Origin of the sequence: Labrenzia sp. R5_0 (genome assembly GCF_017743835.1) — a bacterium.
Classification (GTDB): domain Bacteria; phylum Pseudomonadota; class Alphaproteobacteria; order Rhizobiales; family Stappiaceae; genus Roseibium; species Roseibium algicola.
On record NZ_JAGHRK010000004.1, the window covers coordinates 337,952 to 353,524 of the forward strand.

12 protein-coding genes are annotated in these 15,573 nt (G+C 52.0%); 9 read left to right on the plus strand and 3 right to left on the minus strand.

Features of this window, described 5'->3' with window-relative positions; all coding sequences use genetic code 11:
- The first annotated feature begins 4 nt into the window (after positions 1 to 4).
- The 3 genes from J7447_RS21505 to J7447_RS21515 all read left to right on the plus strand — a co-directional run bounded on the left by J7447_RS21505 (position 5) and on the right by J7447_RS21515 (position 2,922).
- Positions 5 to 691: a nucleotidyl transferase AbiEii/AbiGii toxin family protein gene (locus tag J7447_RS21505; RefSeq protein WP_286189417.1), complete on the plus strand. Its 687-nt coding sequence runs from the start codon at positions 5 to 7 to the stop codon at positions 689 to 691.
- A gap of 343 nt (positions 692 to 1,034) precedes the next feature.
- Complete coding sequence (locus tag J7447_RS21510; RefSeq protein ID WP_209170866.1) at positions 1,035 to 2,042, plus strand: hypothetical protein; 1,008 nt, start codon at positions 1,035 to 1,037, stop codon at positions 2,040 to 2,042.
- Positions 2,043 to 2,346: 304 nt separating this feature from the next.
- A complete protein-coding gene (locus J7447_RS21515) occupies positions 2,347 to 2,922 on the plus strand; it encodes an exonuclease domain-containing protein (protein ID WP_353653807.1) in 576 nt (191 codons plus the stop codon).
- Between the two features lie 82 nt (positions 2,923 to 3,004).
- Here the strand turns inward: J7447_RS21515 and J7447_RS21520 are convergent, their stop codons facing one another.
- Together J7447_RS21520 and J7447_RS21525 are read right to left on the minus strand one after the other, a co-directional pair.
- Positions 3,005 to 5,368 carry a DUF262 domain-containing protein gene (locus J7447_RS21520; RefSeq protein ID WP_209170869.1) on the minus strand — a complete coding sequence of 788 codons (2,364 nt, stop codon included), beginning with the start codon at positions 5,366 to 5,368 and terminating at the stop codon, positions 3,005 to 3,007.
- Positions 5,365 to 7,161: a DUF262 domain-containing protein gene (locus J7447_RS21525; protein ID WP_209170871.1), complete on the minus strand. Its 1,797-nt coding sequence runs from the start codon at positions 7,159 to 7,161 to the stop codon at positions 5,365 to 5,367. Before J7447_RS21525 ends, J7447_RS21520 begins: the two co-directional genes overlap by 4 nt.
- Before the next feature lie 231 nt (positions 7,162 to 7,392).
- Between J7447_RS21525 and J7447_RS21530 the strand changes: the two genes are divergently transcribed.
- The 6 genes from J7447_RS21530 to J7447_RS21550 all read left to right on the plus strand — a co-directional run bounded on the left by J7447_RS21530 (position 7,393) and on the right by J7447_RS21550 (position 15,285).
- Complete coding sequence (locus J7447_RS21530; protein WP_209170873.1) at positions 7,393 to 9,921, plus strand: DEAD/DEAH box helicase family protein; 2,529 nt, start codon at positions 7,393 to 7,395, stop codon at positions 9,919 to 9,921.
- A gap of 10 nt (positions 9,922 to 9,931) precedes the next feature.
- Positions 9,932 to 12,529 carry an N-6 DNA methylase gene (locus J7447_RS21535; protein WP_209170881.1) on the plus strand — a complete coding sequence of 866 codons (2,598 nt, stop codon included), beginning with the start codon at positions 9,932 to 9,934 and terminating at the stop codon, positions 12,527 to 12,529.
- Positions 12,529 to 13,272: a hypothetical protein gene (locus J7447_RS21540; protein WP_209170882.1), complete on the plus strand. Its 744-nt coding sequence runs from the start codon at positions 12,529 to 12,531 to the stop codon at positions 13,270 to 13,272. Before J7447_RS21535 ends, J7447_RS21540 begins: the two co-directional genes overlap by 1 nt.
- 118 nt (positions 13,273 to 13,390) lie before the next feature.
- Positions 13,391 to 13,786 (plus strand): hypothetical protein, encoded by a 396-nt coding sequence (locus J7447_RS31365; RefSeq protein ID WP_286189418.1) that lies wholly within the window; start codon positions 13,391 to 13,393, stop codon positions 13,784 to 13,786.
- 6 nt (positions 13,787 to 13,792) lie between these two features.
- Positions 13,793 to 14,311 carry a hypothetical protein gene (locus J7447_RS31370; RefSeq protein ID WP_286189419.1) on the plus strand — a complete coding sequence of 173 codons (519 nt, stop codon included), beginning with the start codon at positions 13,793 to 13,795 and terminating at the stop codon, positions 14,309 to 14,311.
- 392 nt (positions 14,312 to 14,703) lie between these two features.
- The gene (locus J7447_RS21550) at positions 14,704 to 15,285 is read left to right on the plus strand and encodes a recombinase family protein (RefSeq protein WP_286189420.1); all 582 of its coding nucleotides are present in this window, start codon (positions 14,704 to 14,706) and stop codon (positions 15,283 to 15,285) included.
- Here the strand turns inward: J7447_RS21550 and J7447_RS21555 are convergent, their stop codons facing one another.
- The gene (locus J7447_RS21555) at positions 15,286 to 15,510 is read right to left on the minus strand and encodes a hypothetical protein (RefSeq protein WP_209170887.1); all 225 of its coding nucleotides are present in this window, start codon (positions 15,508 to 15,510) and stop codon (positions 15,286 to 15,288) included.
- Positions 15,511 to 15,573: the final 63 nt, after the last annotated feature.

Below are 15,573 nucleotides of genomic sequence, written 5' to 3' on the forward strand. Positions count from 1 at the left end.
TCCCTTGAACACGCCGAACCCGAGCCGTTGGGAAGAGCTTTTCAACATCGCTTGCGGGATCATTGATCTGGCCGGTGGCGATAGTATCGTTGCACCCTGGTCGTTCGGCGGCGGTACGGCCCTCATGTTGCAAATCGACCACCGTGAGAGCCATGATATCGATATCTTCATCGACGATCCTCAAGTGCTGCCCTTGCTCAATCCTGAGACACAAGGCTATGAGCTGACGCTGCATCCTTCGGCTTACGACACTGACGGCACGCGCTCGCTGAAGCTCAGCTTCGCCGAGATCGGCGAGATAGACTTCATCTGTTGCGGTCATTTGACAGAGAATCCAACTTCGACAACCGAAGTTCTCGGCCGGCAGGTTGAACTTGAAACGCCGGCTGAAATCATCGCCAAGAAAGTCTTCTATCGAGGCGGCATGATACAGCCGCGTGATATGTTCGACATCGCTGCCGCTATACGGCACGGCGACGCAGACACCCTTGAACAGGCGCTGATCCCATATGCAGACAAGTGCGCTGTCGCCAAGGAGGCGGCTGCACGCATGAACCCGCAGCTCGCTGTCGCCGGCATGAAGTCCCTGCAGCACATCAGGCCGAAATACAAAGACCTGCCGGAAAAGGCTCAGAAGAAAGTGATTGAGTTTCTGGAGAGATTCGAACCAGCACTTCTGCAGGGCGATTGATTCTAAGGCCCTCTGAGAGTCGTTTCGTTGATTGGCTAGGCCATTCAAGGCCGTGAGTGCGAACGCGCTGTGGCGGCCCCTTGGAGTGCGATTGCTCGCTGTTCTGGCGAGCAAGGCGAGCCCCCAATGAAATCAAGTGAATAAAAAAATGGGCGGTCGCCCCTCCGGCCCACCCTGGTGCCCTCATTACGCGCCGGTGGTGGATGGGGTCCTTTTGTGGACATTTCAGAATTTCGATCAGTCGTCAGTATAGGTAATCACTTGCTTAAGCATTTATTATCTATTCAATGCCGACTTTGCTTTCGTTCAATCATATATTCATTCCTCGCAAAACGAGATTTCAATGCCAAGAGTAAAATTCATTCGGTCCAACATCACTGCAGCCGACGAGGTTCAGCTTTTAGATCGTGACTATCTTGAATATAGTTGGTCAGATCTACTTTGGGCAACATTAAGTGTTGGGCGTCGATCTTTGTTAGATATATTTGCATTCGGGGGCGCGTCTCTAATGGAAATAATTTGGAGATGTGCAATAATAAGGTCAAAAATAGAAACACAACCATACTACGTTAAAGGTATTCGGAGGGGTTATGATTTTTGTTACAATAAATCTTTTCAGTGGTTGGATGGTTCCGAGAAAGGCGCAATTACTTACTTTTTAGGCTTAGCGTTGGCTAAGCTGGCCGCAGAAAGGCAGCTGAATGTGCCTTGGCTATGGCATCTAGATATTTATACTAAAGTCAATAATCCATATGGTCCGCCAAACAAGATTACATACGCGGGGGGCACTAATAGTAGGCCAGATCTTATTGGTTTGAGTAAAACGGGAGATTGGCTTGTATGCGAAGCAAAGGGGCGCTCCAATAGCGTCACCAATAAACTACGCATAAAAGCAAAGGAGCAAACAAGGCAGATTAGTGTTGTTAACGGTATGCCGCCCAACTGGCGATACGCGTCGATCGCACGCTTTAGCGGCAAAATTCTTGCTCATGAATGGATTGACCCGTCAGGTTGGTCTGACAAATCTGAAGCGCTCTACTTAGATTATTATGAACTTATAGATATCTACTACCAACCCATAAGAGAATTCCTAAACGAAGACAGATCAGGTCTTCAAGTGAGGGAATTGAATGGACGAGAATATCTCGTGGGAGAATTATCAGGATTAGATATTTGGCTTGGAATGGAGTTAAAGCTGATGCGGATTCTTCCTCATTTAACTAAGCAAGAAGTTACACTTGAAATGATTCGAGGGCTACTGCCAGAATATACTGAATTTGGATCAAGTGAAACGGTCGGTTTGGACGGAATATATGTCTCTACTGGAAAATCTTGGCAAAAGCAGGAATAATGACACGGGAGACATATTGAAATCGAATTAAAATGACTTTCTGCCAAACGCGTGATAGTGTGATTTCTTGTTTCGAGCAATTTCAATTTAATATCTACTTATGAGTATCCAATTTTTACTATTTATGTTGGCTTGTTATCGAGTTCTTTGTCATGATAAAAGAGGCAAGTGCTTCAGTGTGCATGGTGCGGGTAAAGACGCTGCTTCCTGCAGACGATCGGACGCCTGGGAATAACAGATGCCGAACTGGCGGCACTTGAGTGCCAGAGGGAACGACATTGTGCAATAAGTGAGGGAAATGCCCGTGTTCTTTGATCGAACTACCGAAAAGCCGCTTCCCACGGGTTCCTTTCGATTTATCGCTTTGGATGTTGAAACAGCAAATAACGACCGCGCCAGCATCTGCCAGGTAGGTCTTGCCTGTGTCAGCTTGGACGGATCAATTGCGACCTGGTCGACCTATGTTGACCCCTGCACGTCGACCTGGACCTGTACCTGGATCCACGGCATCAGCCAGGAAACGGTGCGAGGTGCTCCGCGCTTTCCGGTGGTGCTTTCCATGCTCACCAAGGTGGTGACAGGGCATGCCGTCTTCCAGCATAGCAGTTTCGATCGCAGTGCAATTAACGCTGCCTGTGCACAGCATGGCAGCCTTGCCCCGGAATGGCTCTGGCGTGACAGCGTGACCGTCGCCCGCCGGGCTTGGCCGGAGCTCAAGGGAAATGGCGGCCATGGCCTGACGTCGCTCAAAACCCATTTAGGTCTCGAATTCAGGCATCACGACGGGGAAGAAGACGCGCGCGCGGCAGCAGAAGTTGTGCTTCGCGCAGAGGCGGCGACAGGCTTGGATTTCATGGTCCTCACCGAGTATAGCTCTTAAATTGTTGTAAACAACTTTTCCAAAGTGAAATGGTTTAAAATCATTTGATCAGACAATGGGTTGAGTCGTCGCGATCTGCATTTTAAGCATTCTGTTTTAGCGTACTGTCGAGAGCAAATATTGCCGCCTTCATTCCGCCAAGGCTGAACTTCTTCGTCAGAAAGCCACCATCAACATTGTAGTCCGCATCTTTCAATAAAGCCTCTAGCTCGCTTTGGGGCTCCCGAGGGGTACGTAGGTAGAGTTCATAACTGTCAGCCGCGTTTCCTAGTTGGAGATAAAACGAGACTTCCTCATCTCTAAACTGCGCTGAAAGGATAAGGCCAGGTTCATCGTCGGTCGACGTCGTCTCTTCATACCCGACTGTCAGCCCCAAGGCTCCTGGTGTCGTTTGGAGCTCCTCAAAAAGACAGTAAGTGAACAGTTCGGCATGCCTGCCGTTCATTTGCGACTTCCTCAGGAGATAGACACCGCCGTTATCTGAGAAGCGCAGCATTCGATAGTGTCCATAACCGTAAACTTCAGGTGTGCTTAGAATAATTTGGCGCCAAGGATCAATGTTGGTTTCCTGCTCGATTATCTTCGAAAGGTCCGCAACGAACGAGGAAGAATCTCCAAGGCGATCCCAAAGCTCCCGCAGAACTTCTCCTGACAGCCTGCCGGTCGCGGCATTGCGCAGGAAACGTTTCCAGCTCCAAGCTTCGTCTTGAGCCATGGTCAGGAGGGAATGATTCCGGCCGATTAGTGGTAAATAGTTTCCGATCGCCAAGAGTGCGCGTTCCCATAGCCGGCCAGTATCCATGGGATCCTTTGAGAGGTCATTAAACATTTGCGTGGCGCAGGCTAGATAGTGCTCGAATGGCTCAGCAATGTCCTGCGCAGCGATGATGTCGAGACGATCAAGCTCTTCATCCGGGGAATTTAGATCCAAGCCGCAGAAATGCAGAAGGAATCCGATCTGGCCTCGGAAGTAGGAATGCCGTTCGGCCCGTTCGATGCGCTCCGGCCAGCCGTTGCCGAGTGCAATTAGGCGAGCCTTAATTCGCTCTTCTGCCACTTGATCGCGGAAGAAGCCCCTAATATCACCGTCCGGACCCGAGATGTGGAGAATGACGTCGTTCATCCACGGAACTAAATCCCTAATTCCACCCAGACTGCGCCGGAGATCTTCTGGCCTGTTATAATCCGTGTTGATCGCAAGGTTTGAGACAACTCGCATCCATGCATCGAAGGCTGTGGGTTCGATCTCATCTTGGTTATGCACAAAGTACTGAACGTAGCCCGCCAGTTGTGCGAGCATTTCGAATGTAAGACCGGTGGGGCGAGTTGTAAGCTCTTCGAAGATACCCTTTTCGTCGAGATGCCGCGTGTTGGGCAGATAGCACTGAAACTCGCCCGAGCCCGAGCTCCACCGCTCCAACACCGTGATCAATGCAACAACCATCTCTTGGTCAAGCCAGGACTTCTCATGAAACCATGAGTAGCTGCTGATTTTTGCGCTGGAACGGAGGTCGGCGAGGTCATTTGCAGTTCCGGCGATCTCGGATGAGCGAGTTACCATGATTATTGTTCGAAGTAGGTTCATTACGGCATCATCGAATGTAGCCGACCTTCTGTCCCGAAATGGCCAGAAGAAATCGGACCATCTGGTATCAATCTGATGGGCGAAGTATTTCGAGAGTGCAGTATTCGTGCAAAAGGTTAGGAAAACAGTGCCATCAAATTGGCTCTCTATATGCCGTTCAAAGCGGGCTTTGAAAGTCTCAAAGTTTGTAAGCGGTTTTCCTCTCGCATTCATTTTAATGTAGAGGTCATCTGAGAGATCAAATTGTTCCAGATCAAGAAGCTGGAACGTGATTACTGGAGATGAATGATCAACCAGCCTTTCGTAAATGCCAGAAGTGTTGCGGAAAATCTCGTGCATACGCTCTAACATTAGCAACGCTGAACGTATGGTTGGGTCAAGCCGCCAGCTGCGAAAATACCACGGCTGATCAGTGATCATTGCGACGAGGTCGTCACAGTCTACGGCTTCAATTTCAGGTGCATAGTTGGCAAGTGCATTAATAAAATCCCGGCTGCTGGGTCGTACTTCATAGCTGAAAAAAGAACGATCTTCCGAAACAAGGCGAGCTCGAAAATCCTCTCCTTGGCCGTCGGCCCATGCTAGATACCAATGCAGCAGGAACAACGTGGTGAGGCGTTGTTGTCCATCGAGCGGCTGGAAGGCTTCTTCATTGACAACACTGCCGTAGATGAAGTCTAGGTCCAGTGGCAGGGATGGGTCATCTTCGGGAAGGCACAGCGCGTCGTATAATGCCTTAAGGAACTCATCCCGAACAATATGTTGATCCGGCCGGCCTTGAGCATAGTCACGCTGAATAATGGGAATTTCGACCCTACCATGACGTTCGATTAACCCATAAAAGGTGGTTTTCGCACTCATTGCCCTGTTACTCCCTTACCACCGAAGAACCGAGCTAGCGTTTCGCAGATTGCGCCGAGATAGTCCTGGGCGTCCTCCTCTGTCCAGAACATCACGTTGCCAACGACGTTGCTGTAACATTTCAAAAAAACGTTGCGGGTGCATAGGGGGATAAAAATGCCGGATCTATCGTTTTTCAGCATAAGGTCACGTTTCACCGCAAAAACCGCATTGCGATATCCGCGGTTGGTACGGCTGTCCAGCAGAGTCAAATTTGCAAGATCATGGTTTGGGCCATCCGTGGCCTCGCTAAAGTAGACCAATATCTCACCATCAATATCTTCAAACGTCGCTTGGTCTCCTGGCTCTTTCTCGGGGCTGAGGTAGGATGAAATTTTCTTAGTGAGCGCCTGAGCGGTCTCGTCCTTCGAAATGCGCAAAAATTCCAAGCAGTGGCGCAGCCATTCCTGCTGCGCCTGGGGACGGGAAGGGCGTTCGTCGCTCACCGAGCGTATGTGTTCGATGTCCCACGACTCGCGCTTGAAGCTGTCGAACTGGAACCGCATGTTCGACTGCGGATCATCAAGGAGAGTGGCCAAGTTAAACAGGAGCAGAATGCTGCGCACTTTTGGGCTGTTCGTATAAGTGACTGTTTGGCAGAGATCTGAGATCTCTTCCTTGAGTTCCGTAATGCTAGTGGCCTGCAGATCGCCGCCGAGCAGCATGCGAAACACCCGTGAACGAAGTCTCTGAGAGAATGCCTGCTTGCTCAATGTTCGGCTGTCGGCGAGCAGTTCCGCTATCGTAGTGAGGCCACCGGTTTGATTCAGGATGAAGCCAAGCACGTGGAAAAGGTATCGGTCCTCGTACCACTCCTCCATTGCCATGTATATTTCCTTCACTCTTCGCCATTCACTTTCTGCGCTCAGTTCAGTCGTAAGCAAATCAGCGAAATGGGAAAATACCCCGTAGTCCTCACCGTTCACGATCTGGCCGGCCATCTTGGCAGCTAGTCGAAATACGAGGCCAATCCTGTTTGCCTCACCGTGGTCTGAGTTTTGCAGGAAATACCAGAAGGAATCGTCTTGCAGTCTTCTTTCGATTTGGTCCCATTCATAGGCTATTCTCAATGACAGGTTGCCGGTAGTGTCTTCTTGCGCCGCGCGGCGCAAGAAGAGCGCTCGGACCAACTCAGCTTCGCTGAGTGGGATCTTTCCAATATTTAAACGGGTGAAAGCTGCGACTGGGTCGTCCCCGGGTGCCAGCTCATACCAGATAACTTTCACGTTCCGGCCGGCTTCGTCGTCATTGAGCAGGTGCTGAAGCAACTTCAACGCCTGCATTGGATCGCGTCTTTTTAGCCAGTCGTCGATCGCGCGCCACGCTTCACAGATATGATGAAAATCAACGTTTTCTTCTGACCGATCCAAGTTGATTTCAGCAAGAAAGGTTGGGTCTCTGGTCTCGTATTCGATGGAAAAGCATTGTTTGCCGAGAAGAGTAAGGATCTCATTGCGGTGGGAGAGTAGAATGTGAAGAGTGGTCAGCCGCTGCTGCCCATCCACAACTTCGTACCGGCCATCGTCCAGCTTGCGTACCACCAACGGCTGCAAGCAGTAAAAAGAGGTTCGGCGCCTTTCATCGCTATTTTGTATGAAGTCCCAAATATCGTCCAAAAGTTGTGTAACTTGCAACTGTGCCCAGCGAAATCCACGTTGGTAGGCGGGAATCCAGTACTTTGCTGGCGAGCCAGAATCATCCACGAGCAGCCTATTGATCGATCTCAATTCGATCTCAGCGTTCTGCAATGGCATCGTGTGCCTCCAATTGATCGCGCCGCTTGCAATCGGTGGTGCTTAACAGCCCCAACCGTTGGGGTGGTACGAAGGTTTTTGCAACGCAGACGTTTGATTCCAAGTTCTTCCTAATCTGCACTCAGCTCAAAAAGTTTCCAAGCTCAAGCGCGAACTACACAACGAGAAAGAAGTGCGCTATGCAACCGTGGGGAGCCAAATTAACGAAAGATTCGGTTCGGGGGCGCTGCTTTGGCAAATCGCAAGGAAGCCACAGCTAGGATCAAGATCAACAACCTGCTCACCGCAGCCGGTTGGCGCTTTTTTGACAAAGACGAAGGCCCCGCCAACATCGTTCTGGAACCGAACGTGAAGATTAAGAGCTCGGATATCGACGAGCTTGGTCAGGACTTCGAGAAGGTCAAAAACGGGTTCGTTGACTTCCTTCTGCTCGACAAAAATGGCAAGCCCCTGATCGTTCTGGAAGCGAAATCGGAAGAAAAACACCCACTCGTTGGTAAGGAGCAGGCACGAAAGTATGCGCGGTCGCAGAACGCTCGCTTCGTGATCTTGAGCAACGGCAACATTCATTACCTATGGGATCTCGAACAGGGCAATCCGGCGGTCATCTCCGCGTTCCCTGCGCCGGATGAAATCCAGAACCACTATGCGTTTGAGCCGGACGCAGACCGTTTGGCCGCGGAGAAGGTCGACCTCGACTACATCGCTGTCACACAAATGCCTGGCTATGCAAATGAAGCCGCATGGAAGGATGAAACCGAGCGACCTGCATTCATCGATAAGCAAAAGCTGCGTTTTCTGCGCGCCTACCAGAAACGTGCCATCGAGCGTATTCAGGAAGAAGCCCGGAAAGGAGCAACCCGCTTCCTGTTCGAGATGGCGACCGGAACAGGAAAGACTTTGACGTCGGCCGGCGTCATCAAATTGTTTCTAAAGACCGGAAACGCGAAGCGTGTACTGTTCCTTGTGGATCGCCTCGAATTGGAAAGCCAGGCTGACAAGGCGTTCAGAGCGTACCTTAAAAACGACTTCACGTCGGTCATCTACAAGGAGCAAAAGGACGACTGGCGTAAGGCCGACATCGTGGTCACAACTGTCCAGAGCCTACTTTTTAACGACAAGTACCGGCACCTTTTCTCGCCGACAGATTTCGACCTCGTAATTTCAGATGAAGCACACAGGTCGATCGGTGGCAATGCACGGGCCGTTTTCGAGTATTTCATCGGCTACAAACTCGGCCTGACGGCTACACCAAAAGATTATCTCAAGAAGCCTCAGGCGGCGGGCGACCGAGATCCTCGCGAAACCGAGCGTCGGATGATGCTGGACACATACCGGACATTCGGATGTGGGTCTGGCGAACCGACCTTCAGGTATTCGCTGCTCGATGGGGTCGGCGATGGTTTCTTGATCAATCCTTACGTGGTCGATGCCCGCACGGAAGTGACAACCCAATTGTTGTCCGAACAAGGTTTCACCATCGAAACAACGACAGAGGACGGCGGCGAAGTGGCGGAAGCTTTCGCCGGGAGAGACTTCGAGAAACGTTTTTTCTCGGAAGCGACCAACGCGGCGTTCTGCAAAACGCTCCTAGAGTACGGCATGCGCGATCCGATTTCGGGAGAGTTCGGCAAGACGATCGCATTCGCTGTCAGCCAGAACCATGCAGCCAAAATTACCCAGATCTTGAATGAGATGGCTGATCAACTGTGGCCTGGGCATTATCAATCTGACTTTGCGATGCAGGTGACAAGCCTCGTTGCCAACGCGCAAAACATGACGATCAACTTCGCGAACAACAATCTGGGTGGTCACAGTGCTTTTGTCGAAAATTATCGAACGAGCAAGGCAAGGATCTGTGTCACCGTCGGAATGATGACAACCGGCTACGACTGTCCCGACATTCTGAACCTCGCATTGATGCGCCCCATTTTCTCGCCGTCAGATTTCGTTCAGATGAAAGGCCGTGGGACACGCAAACACAACTTCAAGGAAGAGCTGTTCGATCCAGAACAGAAAGCTGCCCTTGGAGAAATGCGCAAGACTGCGTTCCGTCTGTTTGATTTCTTTGCAAACTGCGAGTTCTTTGAGGAGCGGTTCCAATATGATCAGGAGCTTGCCCTTCCGATGCCAGCGGCCATGCCTTTGTCGGTCGATGGTGGTACGACAACGACGGTCGCGACATACGAGTTCATGGAACCGGATCAGGTTATCTACCAGGTCGAAGAGCAAATCGGTCTCGAAGGCATGCGGGTCGATCGGGAGCTTTTCCAGAAATTTGAAGAAACCGCACGATCGGACAAAAAACTGGCAGAACTAGTGGACCGCCAGGACTGGGACGCAGCCACCCGGCACGTCATGGAAGAGCTGTTCGACAAGCCGGCTGAGTACTTCAATTTGGAGAGGCTCCGAAAAGCTGCAGGAGTGGATCGACGCATCTCGATACGGGAGCTCATTGAAAAAGCCTTTGGATTCATCCCGAAGTTCAAGAACAAGAACGAGCTGATTGAGGATGAATTCCAGCGCTTTTTGCGCGATCAGAAGCCTGAAGAAGCCGAACATATTCGAGAAATACGCTATTTCTTTGAAGCCTATATACGTGACGCGAAGGTTCGGGCGATCATTGATGCTGGCCATTTTGCGGATCTGAACGTAAACCCAACCTTCACAATGCGTGACCTCAAAGAGGTTCCACCCGCGTGGCGCACGCGCATCCCCGAATACATCAAGGACTATGTGTCCCTGAATCCCTTCCTGTGACCAGATAAAAATGCTCGATAAAGACACAAAACGCCGCATCGACACCTGTCGGGACATTCTTGTCGGCAAAGTGCCGGACCCGAAAAGCCAGGTCGAACAGATCACGGTCGCACTGATCTATAAGTTCATGAACGACATGGATCTGCAGGCCGAAGAGTTCCAAGGCAAGGCGACTTTCTTCACCAAAGAGTTTGAGCGCTACCGCTGGGCTAAATTGGTGGCGCCGGGTGTCTCCGGTCAGGAGATGCTGAACACCTATTCCGAAGCTCTGACAAAGATGGTCGAAAATGATCATCTGCCTCCTTTGTTTCGGCAAATTTTTCGAAATGCCTATTTGCCCTATCGCGATCCAGAAACGCTGCGTTCGTTCCTGCGTGAGATCGACGGATTTACCTACGATCATAGTGAACGGCTTGGCGATGCTTTCGAGTATCTTCTGTCGGTTCTGGGTAGTCAGGGGGATGCCGGCCAGTTCCGAACACCGCGCCATATCATCGATTTCATTGTCGAGATCATTGATCCGAAGAAAAACGAGATCGTGCTCGATCCGGCCTGCGGCACCGCTGGCTTTTTGATTTCTGCCTACAAGCACATCCTCAAACAGAACTCGACCCACTATGTGAACGGAAACGGCAAGAACGAAGAACAGGATGCTGCCGAACAGGCCCTGGAAAGCCCCATGCGCTTTCCCGGTGACCTCCTCTCAGCCGAGGACCGTTTGCGGCTTGCTGGCAACATCAAGGGTTATGACATCTCGCCGGACATGGTGCGTCTGTCGCTCGTGAACCTTTACCTGCACGGTTTTGCAGACCCCAAGATCGAAGAATACGATACTCTGACGTCGGACGAGAAGTGGACGGAGACGGCAGATGTTATTCTCGCAAATCCGCCCTTTATGTCGCCGAAAGGCGGAATCAAGCCACACAACCGATTTCAGGTACAGTCAAAGCGCAGCGAAGTTCTGTTTGTTGACTACATTGCCGAGCATCTGACGCCGAACGGTCGTGCCGCCGTCATTGTTCCCGAAGGGATCATCTTCCAAAGCCAGAGCGCTTATCGCGACCTTCGCAAGATGCTGGTAGAAAACCATCTCGCTGCAGTCATCTCGCTGCCAGCCGGAGTTTTCAATCCTTATTCGGGGGTCAAAACCTCGATCCTGATCCTTGATCGCGCCGTCGCTAAGGTGAGCGGGCAGGTTGCTTTCTTTAAAATCGAGAATGACGGCTTTGCTTTGGGTGCACAGCGCAAAGCAGTGAAGGGGTCGCAACTGGCGCAAGTGAAAGCCGAACTTGGTGCGTGGTTGCAGGCCACGCGCGGCGGCGCGGCGGAGGTCCTGGAAAGCAGCTTGGGGAGCACCATCGCGCGGGAGAAAATTGCGGAAGGTGGCGATTTCAACCTTAGTGCTGAACGATATCAAGAGAAGGTGGCTATTCAACGTGCTTGGCCGATGGTTCCACTCGGTGAAGTCACCACAAGAATGAGTGGTGGAACACCCTCTAAGTCTAATGAAAACTTCTGGCAGGGCGATATCCCTTGGGTTTCACCAAAGGATATGAAATCCGACTTGATCACAGACACGGCTGACCACATCTCAGCCGAAGCTATTGAGAATAGTGCGACTGCGCTTGCGAAGCCTGGAACCGTTTTGTGTGTCGTTAGATCGGGGATCTTGAAGCACTCGTTTCCTGTCGCCATGGCAGGGCGGGAGGTCGCTTTCAACCAAGATCTGGTTGCACTATCTGCAAATGAAAACAAACTTTTGTCGAGTTTCTTGTTTTGGAATCTCAAGACAAGAAGCTACGATATTTTGGCGCAAGGCATTAAGCCCGGAGTGACAGTTCAGAGTTTTCACTCGGGATTCTTCAAGAACTACGAAATCCCCCTTCCACCGCTCGACGTTCAGCGCAACATCGTGGCCGAGGTTGAGGGGTATCAGCGCGTCATCAGGGGTGCCCGCGCTGTTCTTGACAGCTACCGCCCTCATATCCCGATCGACCCTAAGTGGCCGGTGGTGGCGCTGGGCGAGATCGCAGATTTCAAGAACGGCCTGAACTTCACTCGTAGCGAGAGCGGTGAATCGCTGTGCATCGTTGGAGTGAGCGATTTCCAGGCCAACTGGTTGGTGCCAACAGAAAACCTTACGACTGTCGAATTGGACGTTCCGGTAGGCCCAGAATATCTTCTGCAGCCGGGGGACGTGCTATTCGTTCGGTCCAATGGTAATCCCGATTTGGTCGGACGGTCGATGCTCGTTCCAGATGACATTGGGCGTGCCTCGTTTTCGGGCTTCACGATCCGTGCCCGGTTCAATATGGCACAAGCAAATCCTAGATATCTCGCTCACTTCTTCAAGACGCGGATCTTCGCAGAGCACATGAAGACCATCGGGCAAGGCGCGAGCATTCGAAACCTATCGCAAGGCATCCTGGCTAACCTGAAAGTACCCTTACCAGACCCGCAAACCCAAGATGCAATCGTCGCCGAAATCGAATCAGAGCAAGCACTCGTCAGTGGCAACCGCGACCTGATCGCACGCTTCGAGAAAAAGATCGACGCCGCCATTGCCCGCGTTTGGGGCGAGGCCACTAGCGATGAGGAAGCAGCCTGATGGAAGAGGCGCTGGAGCTTGGCGAATACCTCCCACAATCCTTCGCTTCAGCAGGGGAGCAGGCGTATCTCGAATTCCTCTGGTCCGCCTTCCAGACAAACTACGAGGCCGAACGCTATGAGTTCGCCAGTCTCGCCTTCCATCTGCTCTACATGAGCTTCGTGAGTTTCTCTGTCTGGCAGATCAGGCTGGCGCGTCCCGACCAGTTTGCCATGGCGATGGTTGGATTCAGGTCCGAGGAAGAAGGTAGCCTGAAAGACTGCGACAGCCCATTTAAGTTCTATGACCGGCTGAAGGAAAGTCAGATTTTCCGCTTTCTCAAACTGATCGGTTGCACCAATCAGCAGGTCGGAGAATTCGCCAAGTTCGTGCGACGCCGGAACAAGATTGCTCACCCGACGGGAACGGTTTTCTTCAACGACCATGCAGCCATCGACGCCGAGATTGTCGAGATGATGAAAGAAGTTCGAAATATCGAAGTGCACATGCAGCCGGTGATCCTTGAGCTATATGGTCAGTTCTTATCGGACAGCGCCGACCCTGAAGAACGGGAATACACTGACCCGGCAGATGAGATCACTGCGAACTTCGTGCACGCCAATTACATGTCTGCCGCCGATCTCGTGTTTTGTCGGGGTTTCGACATCGGGGCCCTCAGCGACAAGCCTGGCTATGCAGAAATTCAGGCTCTTCATGAAGCACTGCTTGAAACCTATCCGGACGAAGAGGAGCAAGCAGCTTGACCTCGCTCTACTCAGTCGTTGGCGGTAAACTCCGGCCAGCTCAACGTCGAGCTCTCAGCAACGAAAGCCTGATGGAGGACTGGGTCGCTGCGGATCCTCTCTTCTCGGGCTGGAGGCATTGATCATTGGCCGGCAGGTGCCGACTGACCATGGCAAGTTCATTGACTTGCTGGCTATTGATGCAACCAGCTCTCTCACAATCATAGAACTCAAGAAAGACCGCACTCCCCGTGAGGTCGTGGCGCAGGTGCTGGATTACGCATCGTGGGTCCGCACACTCACGACGCCAGAAATATATGAACGGGCCGAAAAATATCTCGGCAAGCGACTGGTCACGGCGTTTCGCGAAACCTTCGATGAGGCAATTCCGGATCGGCTGAACGCCAATCACTCGATGCTGATCGTTGCCAGCGAACTGGATCCCGCTTCACGCCGGATTGTTGAATACCTCTCAGAGGAGCACGGGGTCGCGATCAATACGGTCTTTTTCAATGTCTTTGAAACGGATGGGTAGGAGTGGTTGACGACCGACTTTCTGTTGGATCAGGAAGAGGTTGAAGAGCGGTCTGAGCGCAAAGTTCGCGCGCCTTGGTCTGGCTACTATTTCGTCAACGCTGGCCTCGGCGAGCACCGGTCTTGGGAAGACATGAAGCGTTACGGCTTCGTCAGCGCGGGTGGTGGCGAATTTTATTCAAAGCGCCTGCGCCAGCTCTCGGTGGGTGACGAAATCTTCGTGTACGACAAAGGCAATGGCTACATTGGCTACGGAAAAGTCGCGCAAGTGGTCTCCTTGGCATCTGAATTTGTCACGCCGGAGGGTCTTCTGTTCGATCAGCCGCTCAGTGAGCCGAGAATGAAACGTTTGGGCGAGCCGGCGGAAAAGGCTGAATATGTTGTTGGTGTCGATTGGCAAAAGACTTTCGAACCATCGCAGGCACGATGGTTCAAGGGGGCGTTCGCAAATCAGAACATTGTCTGCAAGCTTCGTGATCAGGCCACAGTCGATTTTCTGATCGATGAATTTGAAGTGAAAGAGTAAGTCTGCATACCGGACATTCGGTGTAAGGGTGCGAGTGCCGATCAGGAACGATCTCGCATTTTACCCTACGGATTTGAACCGTACCGCACGCTGCTGCGGCTGGCTTTAACCCTTGTCATTTCGTCATTGCCCGCCTGTCCAGACCCGGTGACGCAAGGTTTACCCTCTGGGTTTTCCGGTAGGAGTCATGCGAAGCTTAAGCTTCATTGCGTACCTCCTTTCAATTTCCAACGATCACCATAACTGTTGATTCTCTGGATGTGGGCAATGCGTCCGAACAGTTCAATATGACGCGAAACGGGCAACGATGTTTTTTGTTCTCGCTGGATTCCTCACAAGTAAAATACCTTGTACAAGACTGATCAACGAACGTTGATCAGTCTTGTAAGGCGATGAATACCGTGAAACACCTTCGATACGCTGCCTATTTCCGAGTTTCAACAAAGCAACAAGGAAAGTCCGGACTTGGGCTTGACGCGCAGCGGGAGGCGGTCAGGCGGCATCTGGCCGGCAACCCTGACGCGACGGTCACTGAGTTCGTTGAGGTCGAGAGCGGGATCGAATTCGTTGCCTGCGACAATCCTCAGGCAAATCGTCTGACGCTTCATATCCTGGCCGCTGTCGCAGAAGACGAGGCCCGGAGGATCAGCGAGCGCACAAAAGCGGCTTTGGAGGCCGCGAAGGCCCGTGGCATCAAATTGGGTGGCGATCGAGGCTATCGGCCTTCTGGCAAGCCCACGGCCGCACTGAGCGCCTTACAGCAGGGTGCGCAGGAGTTTGCACATTCCTTGTCGCCAATCATCCTACGTCTGCAGGACGCCGGAGTGTCGTCACTGAACGCCCTCGCGGCCGCACTGAACAAAGAAGGTATTCGAACCGCGAGAGGCGGCACGTGGCACGCTTCATCGGTCAAGAACGTGCTCACTCGCCTTGAAGCGCATGCGCTGGGTTCGGAACGTTCACCGGCGGCATGATCAGCCGTACAGATTGTCGGCGTGATTTGGATCCAACGTGCCGAGGCTGACGTTGCCATCACGATCAATCGACCTCGGATATGCCCACTCGTCAATCGCTTGTTTCGAGAAACGGCCGGTCGCTGGTTGCTCAAGCGGGAAACCATGCTCTTGCAAGTATTTCAGTTTGCGCCGGAACGTGGTGTAATTCATATCCAGATACTCTGCGGCTGTGGAGGATTTCATCAGGGCTGGCCAACGGGCGGGCCCGACCTTTAGTCTTTCACTGCACAACGATCTTCTCCTAAC